This is a genomic window from Acinetobacter sp. EKM10A (genome assembly GCF_011075215.1).
In the GTDB taxonomy this organism is placed as follows: Bacteria; Pseudomonadota; Gammaproteobacteria; order Pseudomonadales; family Moraxellaceae; genus Acinetobacter; species Acinetobacter baumannii.
Map to the genome: position 1 here is coordinate 1 of NZ_JAALLK010000003.1, position 18,180 is coordinate 18,180.

The window sequence follows — 18,180 nt, forward strand, 5'->3', positions numbered from 1 at the left end:
AATCAATCAATGAAAATTATTTCGATTAATCAATCAGTAAAAATCCACACAAGTTGTTCTTCAATTCTCTTAATGATCTTCTTACTAGTTCGTCACCAGCAAGCTAGGTCGGCTATATTACTCTTAATCTCTTAAAAGTCAACAGGTAATTTCGATATTTTTAAAACTTATTCTTTAAACCAACTTCCCATCAAATTCATCGCTTAAAGCAACCAATCTAATCACAAGTAACTGTTTTTCAACAAGTTTCTATCTGCATCACCGCCGATGGATGTGCATTATAGACCATCTCTCTCCCTTTGCAACCCCTTTTTCTAGCATTTCATATCAAGCGTACATTTTTTAGGCTTTTTGGCTATATTTCTATATAATTTGATCAATTTTACATTGATAATAGCTTATCGCTTCTGTATTAAAATATATCTCTACCCAACTGCATATTGAATATAGCCTGGCTAGCGGTTAAGGAATTATATGAATTATTCTAATTTACTTTTGTCGAGCTTATTAACTGTAGGTCTTTACACCTCAGCCCATGCTCAAGAAAATCTTACTGAAGAATCTGCCGCTAGTTCGGAAGATGTTACTTCAACCCAGACTCAGCATAGCCGACCTCACTTACAAATTATTAAAGATTTGAAAGGCATAAAAGTTAAAGATTTAAAGATCAACGCAAATGCTGCTCAACCGGATACAGTAAAAGATCCATTACAGTCACTGAACCGTCCAATTTATTCTTTTAACGATATGTTAGACCGCCATGTTTTGCGTCCCGTTGCTGTTGAATATAGAGAAAAGACGCCAGAAGATGTACGTGGTTCTTACCGACAATTTCGTAAAAACCTTGGCGAACCATGGAATGCTGTTAACCAGCTAATTCAAGGACGTCCTGGCCGCGCCGCAAAAACTTTAGGTCGTTTTACTATTAATACGTTAACAACATTAGGTTTAGCCGATCCAGCGAGCCGCTTAGGCTTACCTCCTGAAGAAGAAAGTTTTGGTGTAACTCTCGGTTACTATGGTGTTCCTTCTGGACCATTTCTTATGCTGCCTTTCTTTGGGCCAAGCACTTTACGTGATGGCGTTGGCTTGGCTGTAGATGCTCAGGCCCGTCCACAAAAATACATTATGGATGATCAAGATGGCCTGTATTGGTCGACTAATCTATTACAAGCCGTTGATACACGCGCTCAATATCTAGATTTAGACCAAACTATACAAGGCGATCAGTATGCGATGATTCGTGATTTATATCTCCAACGTAAAGCATTCCAGATTGCCGAGAAAAAAGGTGATTCGGCAGATGTGTCTTTTATTGATGATGACGAATCTGAAGATGTACCAGAAGATAACACTGATAAAACCGAAAAATAATTAAAGGACAAATCAAGGTATTGCATTTTTCTTATAGAAAGGCAATACCTTGATTTTGGTCATACATCCTCTATGATGGATAAAGTGATCTTGAAAAAGGACTACCATATCTTCTATGTATTTTATTAAACCGACACGCTCTATCCCTTTCGTAGAGCAAGCTCTGGAAGCATTACCAGACTTACAAGTCATTCACATAGATGATCTCGATTTATACGACCCAACAATTATCGCAATTGCTGATGTACAAGATTTCCTAACTTATAAATGGCGTTTACCTACAATCGTGATTGCTTTTGAGCATGAAGGTAGTGCTTTAGCTCAAGCATGGGAAGCTGGTGCTCTTGCAGGATGGGTATGGAACCAATTACCTAAAGATCTAAATAAAGCTTTAACAAGAATTGATGCACAATATAAACGTAATCAGGATAGCCGTGATTTACCTTCGGCAGCAGAATTACAAAAACGTTTATTGCCAAATCCTATTGATTTATTAAATTATGAGGTTGAAACTTTTTTCCAACCTTCTGCCTATTTATCAGGCGACTGGTACGACTACTGGAAGCTCAATGATAAAGAGGTTTTATTTTATCTCGCCGATGTATCGGGGCATGGTGTAACAAGTAGCTTATTAACTTCTTGGATGGCAGCCTTTCATGGTCGCTCCAAAACACCACGACAGTTAATCAAAAAGTTAAATGGGATGCTGGTTCAAGAGAATATTGAAAAACATATTACAATTGTGGTCGGTATTCTAAATCTTGAAACTCATAGTCTTCGCTGGTCTAGTGCAGGTCATTACCCTCCTCCAATTATTTTTGAACCTAATCAACCTCCAAAAATTTTAACCACCAGCAGCTTTCCCTTAGGGTTAACTGATGAGTTAGAAGTTGAAGAACATGTATGCACATTAAATCGTCATGCACGTTTCATTATTTGCTCAGATGGAGCACTAGAACCATTTGATGGCGGCTTGAATGATCAGTTTCAACAATTAGTTCAACATTTGCAAAATCAATCATTCCAAGCCCCTGATCACGTTGCTGATGACATTGCCATCTTTAGTCTTTGTCGAATGAATTAATTTAAGAATCAATTAATTACATAATATACGACTTAAGGACTCTTGAGTCTGAGATGGCACTATGTGATAATTTTTCTATCCTTCTCTGAAAATGGCATTTATATGTCAACAGGTCATGTTGAATATGCAAGTTTAAATGGAACGCATATTTTCAAGCTTATTGGTGAAGTGCGAGCCCATTCTTGTATAAGTCTAGACAAACTTTTAAACAGAATTGAACAGCAAGAAAATGTTGTTGGTGCAATCGTTGATTTAACCCAAACAACATTTATTGATAGTACTGTATTAGGTATCCTAGCCAAGCTAGGTTTAAAACTGAAACAGACTCATCATATTCAAGCTGTGATGCTATCTACCAATCCAGATATCACAACCTTAGCCAACAGCATGGGGCTAGGGCAGGTTTTTGTCATCCTGAATTATTGTGGCGATCCTAACGTTTGTACTTTAACGTTAACTGACGAGCACATTACTCATAATGCGATGCTAAGAACCGTTCTGGACGCACATAAGACATTGATGAAACTCAATGCAAATAATCAGAACATGTTTGAGCCGCTTGTTAAGCAATTGCAAAAAGAACAAGACACGCTTGAACAAGTATCTGATAAGCAAAATGCCTAAACTTTATTGCTAATCTGGATGTGTATATGACTCTTGTTTCGGTTGTTCAAATGAATTCTCAAGATGACATTGAAAGCAACTTTCAAGTGATTGAGTCATTGATTCAGCAAAGCAAGGCTCAAAATGCCAGCTTAATTGTTTTTCCCGAAAACTTTGTTTGTTTTGCGGCTGGCAAACAGCGTGAAACAGCAGAGCAATTTGAGTCGATTCAACAAAGACTTGAGAAACTTGCGCATCAGTATCAAATCTGGATTGTTGCAGGCACTCTACCGTGCCCATTTCGTCCGGATGGTTCCATCATACAAGATGGTCGAGTGCGCACAGTGAGTTTATGCATCAGTCCTGAACGTACCGAAGCACGTTATGACAAAATACATTTATTTGATGTACAAGTTGGCGATGCTGTGGGTGGATATCAGGAATCTCGTTTCTTTGAACCAGGAACAGACGTTGTAGTCACATCTACCCCTTTTGGCAATATTGGCCTAATGGTATGTTATGACTTGCGTTTTCCTGAGTTAGCTTTAACCCTTAGACAGCAAGGTGCTCATCTATTAACTGCTCCTGCTGCATTTACCTATACAACAGGTCAGATGCATTGGCAGCTTTTGCTGCAAGCACGTGCAATGGATAGCCAATGCTATGTTTTAGGGGCTGCGCAACAAGGTTGGCATGGGGAAAAACGCCAAACTTGGGGGCATGCAGGAGCAACTGATAGTCGTGGTCAAGTTTTAAGTATGATTGGTTATGAAGGGAACGGTTTAATTACGGTACCTTTTGATTTAGCTGCTCAAGAACTTGTGCGTACATCAATGCCTTTAATGATGCATCGTAAATTAATTCACTATTAAAAGCTTAATTATTCATGTGGAAATACTTATTTAGCATTTTTTGCTTAGGGGCAAATATTCACTGTTATGCGACTGATTTCGGGACAACGAATAATTTTGTCTCTCCAAATTTGCAGCTTAAACAAAATGTACTACCTCCTACTCCAAAAAATATTCCTCTGCCTGCTTTTGGCCAGCGGATTATTGGTTGGGGGACAGGTGCAGAAGGTGCCAGACAGCGTTTAGAGAATATTCAGCCTGCCGATGTTTCTATGATTAAAAAACAAGGAACAACTTTAGAAATGATCACGGCCTGGCAAGATTTTTATGAACAAGAGCAACAACGTAATGAAAATAACCCAACTGCAAAATATCGTGCTCGTTTAATGAAAAAAATTGCCGACCTTTGGTAACCATTTTAAATTAGTATTTTTAAGTGATGGAGTAATGTTTAGATTACTCCATTTTTTTACGTTATCTTATTTTTATCAATAGCTCTAAATTATGAGCATTTAAGAAATTAAACATAAAGCGATATACTAGAAAAGCACCAATTAGTTTTCTGAGGAATATATGGACCAAGACTGTCAAAATCTAAAGCTTGAGAATCAATTATGTTTCCTCATTTATTCAACAAATTTAGCCCTTAATCAACTTTATCGCAAACTATTAACTCCATTAGGGATTACTTATCCTCAATATTTGGTGATGTTGGTGTTGTGGGAAAAAGATGAGATTACTGTTTCAGAAATTGGCAGCAAGTTATTTTTAGAGTCTTCAACTTTAACCCCCATTTTAAAAAAGTTAGAAGCATTGCAGCTTCTTAATCGTACTCGATCAAAAGAAGATGAAAGACAAGTCATTATCACGCTTAGCGAAAAGGGGAAAAAACTTAAAGAACAGGCCGTAAATATTCCAACGCATATCTTAGAGGCCAGTTCTTGTGATACGGCTACCCTTCTCGGTCTCAAAGATCAATTAACACAACTCCGTACAAATATAGCTAAATAATCACCAATTTTTTTACAAAATTGACTTGTTAAAATAATTAAGTCGTGTACGATATATTTGCATTCAATTTAATTTAGGAATAAAAAGATGTCATTAGAAAAAGTTGTGTATCGTGCAAAAGCTAAAGCAACTGGTGGCCGTGACGGTCGTGCAACGTCATCAGACGGTGTATTAGACGTACAACTTGGTGTGCCTAAAGAAATGGGCGGCGCTGGTGGTGCTGTAACTAACCCAGAACAATTATTTGCAGCAGGTTATTCAGCGTGCTTTTTGGGTGCTTTAAAATTCGTTGCAAACCGCGATAAATTTAATATTAGCAAAGATGCTTATGTTGAAGGTGAAGTTGGTATTGGTCCAATTCCTACAGGTTTTAGTATTGAAGTAACGTTAAATGTTTACTTAATTGGTATGGACCGTGAAGAAGCTGAAAAATTAGTTGCAGCAGCTCATATTGTTTGCCCATATTCAAATGCGACTCGCAACAATATTGATGTGACTTTTAATATTGTGACTGAATAATTTTTGTCATTTCAAAAATGCCCGAGTTAAATCGGGCATTTTTTATATCTTACAGATTATGCTTCATTTGCTTCATTGGTTACACGCAATACTTCTTCAAGTGTGGTTTTACCTAAAATTACCTTGCGCAAGCCATCATCACGAATAGAACCCGAGTACTGGCGAGCATGGTTTTCTAATTCAAACTCAGCTGCATTGCCATGAATAAGACGACGCATCGGTTCATCAATAGGTACAATTTCATAAATAGCCGTACGGCCATTAAACCCTAAATGAGAACACTGATCACACCCTTGAGCTTCTGGTATCTTTAAAGTTGGCTCATGCGAAATATGCTGAAAAACCTGCTTTTCAAAAGTATCGGCTTCACGCCATGTCATACAATGTGGACATAAGGTACGAACCAAACGCTGAGCAACGACCCCAATTAAAGAACTTGATAATAGGAAGGGTTCAATCCCCATATCTTTAAGTCGAGTCACTGCACCAATAGCAGTATTGGTATGTAGTGTTGATAACACCAAATGACCTGTTAAAGATGCCTGCACCGCAATTTCAGCAGTTTCTAAATCACGAATCTCACCGACCATGACCACATCTGGATCTTGACGTAACATTGCCTTTAAAGCTCGAGCAAAAGTCATATCCACTTTGGTATTCACTTGAGTTTGGCCAATACCTTCAAGCTGATATTCAATTGGATCTTCGGCTGTTAAGATGTTACGGGTATTGTCATTTAGATCTGATAAGGCAGCATATAAAGTCGTCGTTTTCCCCGAACCAGTAGGTCCTGTGACTAAAATAATACCGTGCGGACGATGTACTAACTGAGTTAAACGTTCATAGTCATTTGCCATTAAACCTAGGTGAGTCATATTAAGGCGACCCGCTTGTTTATCAAGCAAACGCATAACAACCCTTTCACCATGTGACGATGGCAAAGTTGAAACACGGACATCAACTTCACGGCCAGCAAGACGCAAAGAAATACGTCCATCTTGCGGTACACGCTTTTCGGCAATATCGAGTTTTGCCATAACTTTAATACGTGAAACAAGTAAGGGAGCTAGTTCACGGCGTGGCTGTACAATCTCGCGTAATTGACCATCTACCCGTAAACGTACAGATAATTTCTTTTCAAAAGCTTCAATATGAATATCTGAAGCACCTACACGGATTGCCTCAGAGAGAAGTGCATTGATCAGACGCACAATAGGCGCGTCATCTTCCTGATCCATTAAATCTTCTGTTTCAGGAACCTGATCGGCCAAACTCAATAAATCCGGGTGGTCTTCTAAGCCAGCCGCAACTTGTTGAGATTCGCCTGTGTCCCCCGCATAACTCGTACTTAATAGGCTATTAAACTCTTGTTCAGTACATAGCTGATAATGTGCAGGCTTCCCCAAAATTCGTCTTGCTTCCTGCAATGCAATTTTTTCTGTATTTTGACGTCTAACAATAAAAACTTGATCACCGTCATAACGAAATAAAACACCATGACGCTTGGCAAAACTATATGGAACTTGTATTTGTTTCAATATTTGCATCACAATTTATAATGATGAGTAAGATAATTTTGAGTGTACTCTAAGCAGATTACAGCGTGAAGTCTGTTTAACAACTCGGTAGAGGAATTTTACGTCTTGTTTGAAAATAATGAATATCAGCCTCACCCCCAGAATTCTTTAAAATGGTGGGGTGAACAGCACTTTGAAATTAACCAATCCAAAGCATGGCAATTCGGTTCAATGCTCTTTCGTTTAACGCGTGGCATAAAAGAATGGCGTATCGAATATTATCGTCCCACTCTTCAAGATGATAATGAACAAGATTGGCACATCATCCCAGATGCTAATTTCGGTTTCCCACATTCTGTTCAAGTCGAACGTTACATGTTTCGGAAAACTAATCCAAAGTTTTTACTCATGCCTCGTTTAGCAGACCGATCTGTTGTGATTAAACCTGTTGATCCTATTTATATTCCAGCAGGTCAACGCGGAACTCTTTATATTAGTACACCCCTATGGATTGCAGGTTTAGTTGAAAGTCAGCATGAGCCTTTGTTTGAGATTCCTGTGATTCAACCTAAAGATACATGGTTTGGTCCTAATGCCCAGCAAGGTGAAATTTGTTATGCCACGTCTGTAGATGGGCGTACCGATTTGAACCTATTAACGCCTCGAGCTTTTCGTGCAGTTACGCCGATCGATTTTCACAATACCAGTAATCATCAATTACGCTTTGACCGTATGAATGTACCGGTTACCGCCCTACCGCTATTTTATAGTGAAAGTACGGGACGCTTATGGACATCACAAATCAAAGTCTACTATGAAGGCTCTGACCGCCCTGCCCGCATTCGTATTGAAAACCGTACGCCTCCTCTTGCAGGTGAAGTGACTTACGTACATCCCCCACGTTCACCTGGTGGTGCACTATTTAATATGTTTGATTCATTTTTCTAAGGGGGTTCTATGGCTGATTCAAATATTCCTAGAGATATCGCTGATAGCCTCAAAAGTATATTTACCAATATTAACACCGAACGTATCAGTGAAATTTTAGTAGGTGTTGTACTGTGCTTTATTGGTTTTGTCCTTGCCCGTATTATTTCAAATACATTTATTAGAACCATTGGTTCACGCTTTAATGCTCATCAACGCCTTGTATGGCGCCGTGGTATTTTCTATTTTATTTTCTTACTCTTCATTATGACGAGTTTAAAAGAGGCAGGATTTAAACTCAGTGTCTTCCTTGGCGCAGCAGGGATTTTAACAGTAGCACTGGGTTTTGCTTCGCAAACATCTGCCAGCAACCTGATTAGTGGTCTATTTTTGATTGGGGAAGGTTCATTTGAAGTCGGTGATACCATCCAAATTACCCTCATTCGTGGCAATACCATTGAAGGGGAAGTCATTTCAATTGATTTGCTTTCGGTAAAGTTACTTACGCTCGATAACGTGTATATTCGCTTGCCAAACGAACAGCTTATTCGTGCGCCTGTACACAACTTATCTAAATATCCCATACGGCGTATTCCAATTACTTTGGCAATTAACTTTCACGAAGACATTATTAAAGTTCGTGAGGTTTTACTGAATGTCGCATCAAATTATCCACTCGTATTAGATGATCCAAAACCGGCAGTTACGGTTACTGCATTTAGGGAATCATCGATTGAGCTTTTATTTACAATGTGGTGTCGACAAGAAAACTCTTTAAAAGTTCGAGATGAAATGCAAGAACGTATCCGTAATGGTTTTTTAGATAACCGAATCGAAATTCCTGTTCCTAAAATGGGCTTGATTGATCGACCATCTAATATTTTTGCTGACGATGATATCGATCAATACAGTAATCAGAAAGAATTAAAACAAGAGCCTAAGCTTTAGGCTCTTGTTTCTTCTGTACAGAAGATGACGGTGGTAATGGTGCAAGATAAGCAATAATCAACATTACCCCACCTGCTCCAATAAACGAAATGACTCGAGTTAATGTCGCACTTTGCGATAGATCTAGTAAAATCAGCTTTAATACCACAATCCCTAAAAGCGCAGCACCTACAAACCACAATTGACGAATCATTTTTCGACTAGAGAATGTAGTCAATACAAATGCCAAAATAACCCAAAGCAATGTCAGACTTAACTGGACTATTCCGTTTGTCCAAATTGCAGCACCCCATAGCGGTGTCGCCCAGTAGTGGTGCAAGCCCCGAACGACTACACTACTAAATACCAATAACCCCACTAGAATTGTTGTAATTTTAAAAGTCCACTCCAGTGATTTATCTTCATCAAAATCATGCTGATAAATAATAAAGAGTAGACCTGCAAATACCGCAATTGAAAGAAAATCAGTCAAGTTAATTAAAGGAACAAAATAAAGATACTCAGCAGAATGGCTATCTACACTCACTACAAGCAACCACAGTAAACTTAAACACCACACTGGAATTTGATGCAATAGGGTCGTTTTATGAGACTTATACACCCAAAGCGAATAAACCACAGGGATAAAAGCCAGAGCAACAACTGGCATTTTTGGGAAAATAGCCACGCCAACTATCGCTAACGCCAACCAGCTTAAACCAGCCCAGACATTTAAGTACCCAGACTCATCCGACTGCGGTTGAGCCATAAGAAATAAGGCACTTAGAATAATGGTAGCGACCAAGAAAGTAGTTTGTTGTAATGAGTCTACCCATTTAAACAACGTAAACACTTGACTCGCAAACGCTTCACCCAAAACTAATAACAGTAACAGGCTAATTAAAATTAACTGCAAACTTTGCCATTGCACACGAAGTTTATAGTGAACAATCGCACTAAATATTGCTATTAGAGCAATAGCAAACATCAAATATGGACTTAAAGCATGATGATGCCATGCCATTATTTCTACACCTGCTACGGCGCCCGCATACATGCCTAAACATAAGAAAATACCGCTAAACATGCTTGCGCTAAAATAGCGTTGTTCTTTGCTGTTGTATTGCAATAAATAAAAGGCCGAAATGAATTGGGCAATTGCATAAATGCTAGTGCTTAGTGTTGGAAACTCTTCATTTGCCCAAACCTGATAAAACAGTGCAAGTGAGCTGAGTAAAACTAAAATCACACCAATATATCGGCTTAAACGGTAGCGTTCAGTTACTCCCCATACGATGAGGGCCGTACCTTGAGCTACCCAACCAATCGCTGTCCAATGTGCTCCTTTTGCAAGCGGGAAAATTAAGGCAAAAAAAGCAACCGCGAGAATGAAAAAACTTTTTGCAAGGACTGAAAGCTGAGGATGAGTTTTTTTAATCCAGAACGTTAATACCGCATAGGTGCCTGCTAAAACAGCAGCACCAATTGTTAAAGCTTGGGTCGACTCATGAACTAAATAGGCATGAAGCGTAAAGCCTAGTACAGGTACACTAAAAATAAGACCAACATCTAACAGCGGAGGTAAACGGATCCCCTCTTGTTTTTCGTGTTCTGAAACCCGAGAGATATTTTGGCTATAACGAACACTTAACCAAATAAATAGCGCTATATGGAGCCATAAAATCCAGTCTAATTTGTCAAATTTTGCTGGCTCTGCATAAAATGCGATTGCACTACCGCCAATAAACATTGTGGCAAAGAAAGCGATCTGATTTAGGATTTTCCAAGGCTGAATAAAATTAACCGCAGCGACTGCAAGATTAATAACAAGATAGTAACTAAATAAAAAAACTACATCAGGACGATATTGCGGAATAACTAAAGGAGCCGCATAAGCCATACCCAGTGCGAGTATTGCCAAATAAATAGCTTGTTGTTTTAAACTCAGGAATACTGTAATTGCTAATAAAATCGTAAATAGAATACTTGCTGTAGTTAGGCTCGTGATTACACCAAAATGATGTGAGAACACAAGCGTTAGAAAGACAACAGCTAACCCTACACCTTGCAATGCTACAGCAAATAGCTGATTTTTCTTTTGCAAGGTATATCCAAATACTGTTAATACACCGCCTGCAATCGCAATAAAACCAAGTTTCACGCCTAAGCTCAACTGCCAGTGCTCACTTGCAAAACGCAGTAAGAGCACTACCCCAACCATAAGCATAGCAACAGCGACCCTTAAAATTGGATTACCATGAATCATCCAATCGACTGCTGGTTGCCACCATGCGGCCTGTACATGAGCTGGTTGTTCTGTTTGATTTAAAGGTGCCGTTTCTGCTGGGACTAGCGTGTCTGTATTATTGGAACTAACTTGTTCTATTACAGGATTTATAACTTCTGTTTGTATGGTCTCATTTACATGAACAGTTTTTTTTGCTGACTCGAGGTATAATAGTCGAGTATGAAATGCACTGATGGTTTGAATCAAACATAGCAATAAAAACAGTAAAGCCCCTCCAGCAATCCACATCCAATGATTGATATAAGCAACTAATGCAACCAAAGCGGCGGTATAAATTACCGTTCTTTGCATATGAATAGAATAAAGTGGCGTAGTCTGGTGAGAAAACTGTTGTTCTAAATGAGTTAAACGTTGATGCAGACTTGATAATGACTGAACCAGTATGACAGTGAGCGCAATAGATAAAGCAACAACGGCACTCTGAAATTTAAAACCAATTGAAATGGCTAAAAACAAAGTCAAAGCGATCAAAACGATGATCATTCCCTGTTTGTCTTTTTTATACATGGGCTTAGCAATATGACACCTTCATTACAGGCCATCTTACTTCAAGCCAATACATGCGTATATTTATACATACAAAATACTGCAAAAATCATAAACCTGCATTCATAGCCGTTTTCACGTAAAATACCCATAATTCAGTTTAAGGAATTGTTCAATGCCACCATTTGTCTTGGTTGATGGGTCCTATTTTTTATTTCGTGCATATCATGCATTACCACCATTGACGACCTCTACAGGGTTACATACCAATGCAATACGTGGAGCAATTTCTGCCATTCAAAAATTGATGCGTCGTATGCAACCGACACATATGGCCGTTATTTTTGATACACCTGAACCAACTTTCCGTCATAAGCTTTCACCTATTTATAAAGGTGATCGCCCAACTATGCCGGAAGAGTTATCTCAACAGATTCCATATTTACATGCATTGATTAAGGCTCAAGGTATTCCTTTATATAGCCTTCCGGGTGCAGAAGCCGATGACATTATCGGGACTCTCGCTAAACGCGCCGTAAAAGAAGGTCATCATGTGCTTATCTCAACCGGAGATAAAGACATGGCCCAGCTGGTTAATGACTATGTAAAACTTGAAGATAGCTTTAAAGATCGAGTACTAGACACCGAGGGCGTATTTGAAAAATTTGGTGTTTGGCCAAACCAGATTATCGATTACTTAACCCTTATGGGTGATGCATCTGACGGCATTATGGGTGTACCTGGCGTAGGTGCAAAGACGGCTGCCAAATTACTGACCGAATATGGGACATTGGATAATATCATTGCCAATGTAGACCAACTTAAAGGCAAACTAAGCCAAAATATTAAAGATAATTTAGACAATATTAAGCTTGATCACCAGTTGGCAAGCATTGTCTGTGATCTTCCTTTAGAACTCGACTGGCATGAATTAAAACTTACTGATCCAAATGTAGATGCCTTACGCAATCTCTATACGGAGCTTGAGTTTAGAAACCAGTTACAGTCTCTCGATCATCCAAATAATCCAAATAGCTCAAGCTATAAGCAGCAAGCTTCACAAACTATTGTCCAAAATGAAGTTAAACCTGCTCAAACGATTGAAACAGAAGATCAAGCAAGCTTGACTAGTCAAGATGATCAGCTTGGAACTGCAAACTATCACACTGTTTTAACACAAGAAGCATGGGATCAGCTCTGGCAACGCATGCAGAATGCCGATCATTTTGCTATTGATACAGAGACCACAAGTCTTGATTACCGTATTGCCGAGATGGTTGGTTTTTCAATCGCATTTGATGCGAAAGATGCCTACTATGTTCCTTTGGCACATAATTACGAAAATGCGCCACAACAACTGGACCGTGAACAAGTTTTAGCGCAAATCAAGCCTGTACTTGAAAATGAAGCAGTTAAAAAAATCGGTCATCATCTTAAATATGATGCGCACATTTTTGCTAATCACGGTATTGAACTTAAAGGTTGGTATTTCGATAGCATGCTGGCATCTTATGTACTGAATGCAGCAGCTACTCGTCATGGCATGGATGATGTTGCTCGTGTTTACCTAAGCCATTTGACCACTACTTTTGAGCAAATTGCTGGCAAAGGTGCAAAACAGAAGACTTTTAATCAAATTGAGATTGAAGTTGCAGCACATTATGCAGCAGAAGATGCACATGTGACCTATCGTTTATATGAAGTACTTTCAAATAAACTTAAAGCACATCCTGAATTGGAAAATATTTTATATAACATCGAGATGCCAGTTGCCCGAATTTTATCGGGTATGGAAGAAGATGGAATTCGTTTAGATCATGCTTTCTTAGATAAATTAAGTGTTGAATTTGCGAAAACTATGGAAGATCTTGAAAATCAGGCCATGGAAATTGCAGGTGAAACTTTTAATATTGCTTCGCCTAAACAAGTAGGTGAAATTCTATTTGATAAGTTAGGCATTAAAGGTGGTAAAAAAACTGCAACTGGGCAATACAGCACCAGTGAAAGTGTTCTTGAAAAAATTGAGCATCCCTTAACAGAAATTATTTTAGAACACCGTGGATTAGCAAAATTAAAGAGCACCTATACTGACCGTTTAATTGAGCAGTCGCATAATGACACCCATCGTGTACATACCAGCTATCATCAAGCACTAACGGCAACAGGTCGCCTATCCTCTTCTGATCCTAACTTACAAAACATTCCAATTCGTAGACAGATTGGCCGTCAAATCCGTAAAGCATTTATTGCACTGGAAGGACGAGTTTTGTTAGCAGCCGATTACTCGCAAATTGAACTTCGTTTAATGGCTCATTTTTCTCAAGATGATGCCTTAGTTCATGCATTCCAACATGGTCAAGATGTACACCGTAGAACAGCGGCAGAAGTGTTAGGTATTGCAATTGAAGATGTGACCAATGATCAGCGCCGTCAGGCTAAAGCTGTGAATTTCGGTCTACTTTACGGTATGTCCGAGTTTGGTTTAATTCGTCAACTTGGCTTTACTCGTGAAGAATCGCAAAACTATATCAAACAATACTTCCAGCGCTATCCTGGCATTTACGAATACATGCAACGTACTCGCCAAGTAGCATCGGAACAAGGGTTTGTTGAAACTATCTTAGGTCGCCGTCTTTATACACCGGATATTGACGCTCGAAATGTGATGGTACGTAAAGCTGCTGAACGTGCTGCAATTAATGCACCTTTACAAGGTAGTGCTGCTGATATTATTAAGTTAGCAATGATTGAAGTAGATAAAATCCTGCCAAAAGATCAAGCAAAACTATTACTTCAAGTTCACGATGAATTGGTGTTTGAAGTTGATTCAAACATTGCAGATGAACTTTCAAAACAAATTGCGGATGTCATGCAGTCTGTTCTGGAAATTTCTGTACCGTTAGTCGTAGAAGTAGGCCAAGGTAAAAACTGGGATGATGCCCATTAATTTATCGATAAACCAATAAAAAAAAGGGCTGTAATACAGCCCTTTTTTTAATCTTACAAAATTAAAGTCCAGTTAATAAAACTTTAGCGACTTCATTCATTAAGATCTCGGCAATATAGAGTGCCAAAAATGCCAGAATTGGAGATAAGTCAATCATCCCCATATTAGGTAATAAACGACGGAATGGGGCGAGTAATGGTTCAGCTAAATCTTGAATCACCTCAATATAAGGTGAACGAGATTGAGTAAACATAACGACCCAACTCAAAATGATTGTTGCAAAAATTAAGTAACGGCAGAAACGAATCAAATCCTGAATCATGGTCACAAAAGTCAGAATCACTAAATGAACCGGACTATTTGGCATGGAACCCGAAAGATACATTACACCGAAAATTTTCAGTAAATATAAAATAATTAAAAGAACCAACGCTGCCAGATTGAATCGGCCTTTTGCGACCGTTGGAAAAATTCGGCCAAAAATATCAACAATCTTAGTCGCCTTTACTGTCGATAAAACCACAGGATTATAAGGACTTACTGCCGCCAATTGCATTAAAAAACGGAAAAAGACCAATAAAATCGCGACGTTAATTAAAATTCCAAAAATTAGCGCAGAATTTGCACCCATAGTTGTCTTATCCTATTAAAGCTATTTTGCACTGTCACTCAGTTCTTGAGCCAATTCTTGGCTACGTTTCTGTGCAGCAGCTAATGCAGATTGAATATTTTGAGAGATTTGTGCACGATCAAAAACTTCAAGTGCAGCTTGGGTTGTACCATTCGGTGACGTCACATTTTTACGCAGCTCAGACGGAGTATTTGAACTCGTAATTGCCATTTGAGCTGCACCTAATGCTGTTTGAAGAGTTAAAGCAGTTGCAACTTTTTCATCCAAGCCTAAATTTTTACCTGCACGAATCATACTTTCCATGAGGTAGAAGAAATAAGCCGGGCCTGAACCTGAAACTGCCGTTACCGCATCAATTTGAGCTTCGGAGTTTACCCAAATTGTTAAACCAGTTGCTGCTAAAATCTGACTCGTTAATTCACGGTCCGAGGCACCAACCACATCAGTCGCGTAAATACCATGAACACCAGTTTGAACTAATGCAGGTGTATTTGGCATAACTCGCACAATACGTTCACTATCAATCAAATTTGATATTGTCTTAATTTCCGCACCGGCAATAATCGAAATAACCAATTTATCCGATAATAAACCTTTTAACGGACGTAGAACATTTGCCAGAACTTGTGGTTTTACAGCAAGAACAACTACATCGGCATTCTGGATAGCAGCCGTATTATCTTGAGTTACATGAACTTCTTTTTCTTGCAATAGTTGACGAATTTGTTCGACAGGATCTGAAACGGTAATACGTGTTGGTGGTAATCCTCTTGAAATGAGCCCGCCAATTAATGCTTGGGCCATATTACCACCACCAATAAAACAGATATTACAATTCACTGCTGTTGCCATAACTATATTCGCCATTTACCAGATTACAAGAATGAGAAATTAAATCTGGTTGCCACCCTCCTTCCTCACAATATGGAGACTGAGCCAACCAAAATCCTTTCGGTGTAAAAACCCCAAGCATAACATTATCTAAGACTAATATTTGAATTGTATGACGAAGCCAAGGCAAAATATGTGCTTCTTGAATTGCTTTTTTTAAAGGCCATTGCCCAACACGACCATATAGGTGAATCTTTTCCCCACCTTGACGTCGAATGATTTTTAATTTTTTATTCAATAAAGAATGACTTAAACCAATTTTTTTACACTCAACATGGAATAGTCCAGCTGCGCCCTGCCATCTTTCTTCTAATTTAAATGAATGCTCTAGTTCAGCATCAACCGGATTTAAAGTTTCAGCGAAATAAATCTGTTTACTCAACCTATAGAGTATATTTTGATAACGGACATAGTAAAACTGGTTCCAATGTAAAGCGGCTTGAGCATCTGACTTAGACTCAATAACTTCTGCTCTTAGCCGTTCGACCATTTCAAATGCAGGTCGATATTGCCCTTGGCCTTTCATCCACGCAGAAAGTAACTGGCGCTGCCGCGCAAAAGATAACTCGGATAATTTCGTTAAATCTAAATAGTCAGCTGAACCAGAATATTGCCAATCATCTTTAAGAACTTTTTCTAAAATTTCAGAAGCATCTTGCATCAGATAACTGGTTCGGCTCAAAGCTTGCTGCATTTTTGGAAAACGGCTTGTTAAAAATGGCCACAGTGCTTCACGACACCACACCCTATCGTAATGGTTGTCATAGTTCATTGGATCGTCAATATATTTAACTTCAAGCTGAGCAGTCCATAAGGCGATTTGCTCACGTGTTAAATCCAAAAAGGGGCGCCAAATTGTCATATCTTTACGGTAATCAATAGCCTGCATCGCAGCAAGTCCATCTACTCCCGCACCTGACAATAATCGCAAAATAACTGTTTCTGCCTGATCTTGTTGATGATGAGCAAGCAACAGAATTTCATTTTCTTGTAAATGTTGCTGATATGCTTGATAACGCGCTTGACGTGCTTGTGCTTCCAGATTGCCGTTTGCGATCTGAACTTTTTGAATAATATAAGGAATATTTAATATTGTTGCCTGTGTGGCAACCACTTCCGCCCACTCTGCACTTTGATCTTGCAGTTGATGATCAATATAAATTGCTCGGATCTTTTGAGGGAAAATTTGAGCCATTAAATGTAGCAGTAGCATTGAATCCATGCCACCACTACATCCAATAAGAAAAGAACTTTTTTCAGAGAACTCTTGAGCTTGCTTTAAGACGCCATGCCTAAATTTTCGCTGCCAAACTTCATTAAACGTTGATAACGTGCTTCGCATCGTTCATTTGCATCCATTGGTAGCAATTCATCCAAAGCCTGCTTTAAAACTACTTTTAAGTTTTGCATCACACGCTCAGGATCTAAATGCGCACCTTCACCTTCATCTACTACATATTCAACAATACCTAGCGATTGTAGTTTATCTGCTGTTAAACCTAAAGCTTCACTCGCTTGAGCTGCTTTCTCAGCAGTTTTCCACAAAATAGATGCACAGCCTTCAGGCGAAATCACAGAATAAATACTATGTGACAACATAATCACTCTGTCAGCAACACCAATACCTAAAGCACCACCAGAACCGCCTTCACCAAGTACTGTTGCGATTACAGGTACTTTCAGGCTTGAAAGTTGAGCAAGGCTAGTCGCAATTGCTTCTGCCTGACCACGTTCTTCAGCACCAACACCCGGATATGCACCCATAGTATCAATAAAGGTGAAAACTGGTAGATTGAAACGCTCAGCCATATCTAAAAGGCGCTGAGATTTACGATAACCTTCTGGGTTACACATACCAAAGTTGTGCTTTAATTTTTCACGGGTACTACGACCACGGTGTTGTCCAATGACCATCACAGGTTGACCGTCAAAACGAGCAAGACCACCTACCATCGCACCATCGTCACCAAACAAACGATCACCATGCAATGCATCAAACTCTGTAAAGATTTCACCGACATAATCTAGAAACTGCGGACGTTCAGGATGACGTGCAATTTGAACCGTTGTCCACGCTTTGGACTGAGTAGCTTTTTTCATAGGT

Annotated in this window: 16 protein-coding genes; 10 read left to right on the forward strand and 6 right to left on the reverse strand. The window is 39.0% G+C overall.

Annotation, left to right across the window (positions count from 1 at the left end; genetic code table 11):
* The first annotated feature begins 474 nt into the window (after positions 1 to 474).
* The 7 genes from G9371_RS04700 to G9371_RS04730 all read left to right on the forward strand — a co-directional run bounded on the left by G9371_RS04700 (position 475) and on the right by G9371_RS04730 (position 5,442).
* The gene (locus G9371_RS04700) at positions 475 to 1,374 is read left to right on the forward strand and encodes a VacJ family lipoprotein (RefSeq protein ID WP_001109856.1); all 900 of its coding nucleotides are present in this window, start codon (positions 475 to 477) and stop codon (positions 1,372 to 1,374) included.
* 115 nt (positions 1,375 to 1,489) lie between these two features.
* The gene (gigA, locus tag G9371_RS04705) at positions 1,490 to 2,458 is read left to right on the forward strand and encodes an RsbU family protein phosphatase GigA (protein ID WP_000273589.1); all 969 of its coding nucleotides are present in this window, start codon (positions 1,490 to 1,492) and stop codon (positions 2,456 to 2,458) included.
* 102 nt (positions 2,459 to 2,560) lie between these two features.
* Positions 2,561 to 3,082, forward strand: coding sequence for an anti-anti-sigma factor GigB (gene gigB / locus G9371_RS04710; protein ID WP_000103065.1), 522 nt, complete (start codon positions 2,561 to 2,563; stop codon positions 3,080 to 3,082).
* Positions 3,083 to 3,108: 26 nt separating this feature from the next.
* Positions 3,109 to 3,933, forward strand: coding sequence for a carbon-nitrogen hydrolase family protein (locus G9371_RS04715; RefSeq protein ID WP_000177091.1), 825 nt, complete (start codon positions 3,109 to 3,111; stop codon positions 3,931 to 3,933).
* A 14-nt stretch (positions 3,934 to 3,947) separates the two neighbouring features.
* Entirely contained in the window at positions 3,948 to 4,325 is a 378-nt protein-coding gene (locus tag G9371_RS04720) for a DUF4951 domain-containing protein (RefSeq protein WP_000266123.1), read from the forward strand.
* 160 nt (positions 4,326 to 4,485) lie between these two features.
* A complete protein-coding gene (locus tag G9371_RS04725) occupies positions 4,486 to 4,923 on the forward strand; it encodes a MarR family winged helix-turn-helix transcriptional regulator (RefSeq protein WP_000371731.1) in 438 nt (145 codons plus the stop codon).
* An 87-nt stretch (positions 4,924 to 5,010) separates the two neighbouring features.
* Positions 5,011 to 5,442, forward strand: a complete 432-nt coding sequence (locus G9371_RS04730) for an organic hydroperoxide resistance protein (RefSeq protein ID WP_000051124.1) — start codon at positions 5,011 to 5,013, stop codon at positions 5,440 to 5,442.
* Positions 5,443 to 5,498: 56 nt separating this feature from the next.
* Here the strand turns inward: G9371_RS04730 and gspE are convergent, their stop codons facing one another.
* Positions 5,499 to 6,989: a type II secretion system ATPase GspE gene (gene gspE, locus G9371_RS04735; protein ID WP_029423664.1), complete on the reverse strand. Its 1,491-nt coding sequence runs from the start codon at positions 6,987 to 6,989 to the stop codon at positions 5,499 to 5,501.
* Between the two features lie 96 nt (positions 6,990 to 7,085).
* Here gspE and G9371_RS04740 point away from each other — a divergent pair, with 96 nt between their 5' ends.
* Both G9371_RS04740 and G9371_RS04745 read left to right on the forward strand, forming a co-directional pair.
* A complete protein-coding gene (locus tag G9371_RS04740; RefSeq protein WP_029423663.1) occupies positions 7,086 to 7,907 on the forward strand; it encodes a hypothetical protein in 822 nt (273 codons plus the stop codon).
* 9 nt (positions 7,908 to 7,916) lie between these two features.
* Positions 7,917 to 8,834 (forward strand): mechanosensitive ion channel family protein, encoded by a 918-nt coding sequence (locus G9371_RS04745; RefSeq protein ID WP_029423662.1) that lies wholly within the window; start codon positions 7,917 to 7,919, stop codon positions 8,832 to 8,834.
* Here G9371_RS04745 and G9371_RS04750 read toward each other — a convergent pair.
* Positions 8,824 to 11,628, reverse strand: coding sequence for a DUF2339 domain-containing protein (locus G9371_RS04750; protein WP_165471258.1), 2,805 nt, complete (start codon positions 11,626 to 11,628; stop codon positions 8,824 to 8,826). The two genes, G9371_RS04745 and G9371_RS04750, sit on opposite strands and share 11 nt — an antisense overlap.
* 154 nt (positions 11,629 to 11,782) lie before the next feature.
* Here G9371_RS04750 and polA point away from each other — a divergent pair, with 154 nt between their 5' ends.
* Positions 11,783 to 14,554, forward strand: coding sequence for a DNA polymerase I (gene polA, locus G9371_RS04755; RefSeq protein WP_029423660.1), 2,772 nt, complete (start codon positions 11,783 to 11,785; stop codon positions 14,552 to 14,554).
* Between the two features lie 61 nt (positions 14,555 to 14,615).
* On the opposite strand, the gene G9371_RS04760 is transcribed toward polA, so the two are convergent.
* Genes G9371_RS04760 through G9371_RS04775 form a run of 4 tightly spaced genes read right to left on the reverse strand, consistent with a single transcriptional unit; the run spans position 14,616 to position 18,176 of the window.
* Positions 14,616 to 15,185: a YggT family protein gene (locus G9371_RS04760; RefSeq protein WP_000501183.1), complete on the reverse strand. Its 570-nt coding sequence runs from the start codon at positions 15,183 to 15,185 to the stop codon at positions 14,616 to 14,618.
* A 21-nt stretch (positions 15,186 to 15,206) separates the two neighbouring features.
* Positions 15,207 to 16,043, reverse strand: coding sequence for a pyrroline-5-carboxylate reductase (proC, locus tag G9371_RS04765; RefSeq protein ID WP_086374558.1), 837 nt, complete (start codon positions 16,041 to 16,043; stop codon positions 15,207 to 15,209).
* Entirely contained in the window at positions 16,015 to 17,418 is a 1,404-nt protein-coding gene (tilS, locus tag G9371_RS04770; protein WP_071543235.1) for a tRNA lysidine(34) synthetase TilS, read from the reverse strand. Before tilS ends, proC begins: the two co-directional genes overlap by 29 nt.
* Positions 17,355 to 18,176, reverse strand: coding sequence for an acetyl-CoA carboxylase carboxyltransferase subunit alpha (locus G9371_RS04775; protein WP_000710403.1), 822 nt, complete (start codon positions 18,174 to 18,176; stop codon positions 17,355 to 17,357). The genes tilS and G9371_RS04775 overlap by 64 nt, the downstream gene beginning before the upstream one ends.
* Between the last annotated feature and the right edge of the window lie 4 nt (positions 18,177 to 18,180).

Coding starts and splice junctions, on each gene's coding strand:
- G9371_RS04700 (WP_001109856.1), top strand. CDS start 475: ATGAATTATTCTAATTTACTTTTGTCGAGCTTATTAACTGTAGGTCTT.
- gigA (WP_000273589.1), top strand. CDS start 1,490: ATGTATTTTATTAAACCGACACGCTCTATCCCTTTCGTAGAGCAAGCT.
- gigB (WP_000103065.1), top strand. CDS start 2,561: ATGTCAACAGGTCATGTTGAATATGCAAGTTTAAATGGAACGCATATT.
- G9371_RS04715 (WP_000177091.1), top strand. CDS start 3,109: ATGACTCTTGTTTCGGTTGTTCAAATGAATTCTCAAGATGACATTGAA.
- G9371_RS04720 (WP_000266123.1), top strand. CDS start 3,948: ATGTGGAAATACTTATTTAGCATTTTTTGCTTAGGGGCAAATATTCAC.
- G9371_RS04725 (WP_000371731.1), top strand. CDS start 4,486: ATGGACCAAGACTGTCAAAATCTAAAGCTTGAGAATCAATTATGTTTC.
- G9371_RS04730 (WP_000051124.1), top strand. CDS start 5,011: ATGTCATTAGAAAAAGTTGTGTATCGTGCAAAAGCTAAAGCAACTGGT.
- gspE (WP_029423664.1), bottom strand. CDS start 6,989: ATGCAAATATTGAAACAAATACAAGTTCCATATAGTTTTGCCAAGCGT.
- G9371_RS04745 (WP_029423662.1), top strand. CDS start 7,917: ATGGCTGATTCAAATATTCCTAGAGATATCGCTGATAGCCTCAAAAGT.
- G9371_RS04750 (WP_165471258.1), bottom strand. CDS start 11,628: ATGTATAAAAAAGACAAACAGGGAATGATCATCGTTTTGATCGCTTTG.
- polA (WP_029423660.1), top strand. CDS start 11,783: ATGCCACCATTTGTCTTGGTTGATGGGTCCTATTTTTTATTTCGTGCA.
- G9371_RS04760 (WP_000501183.1), bottom strand. CDS start 15,185: ATGGGTGCAAATTCTGCGCTAATTTTTGGAATTTTAATTAACGTCGCG.
- tilS (WP_071543235.1), bottom strand. CDS start 17,418: ATGCGAAGCACGTTATCAACGTTTAATGAAGTTTGGCAGCGAAAATTT.
- G9371_RS04775 (WP_000710403.1), bottom strand. CDS start 18,176: ATGAAAAAAGCTACTCAGTCCAAAGCGTGGACAACGGTTCAAATTGCA.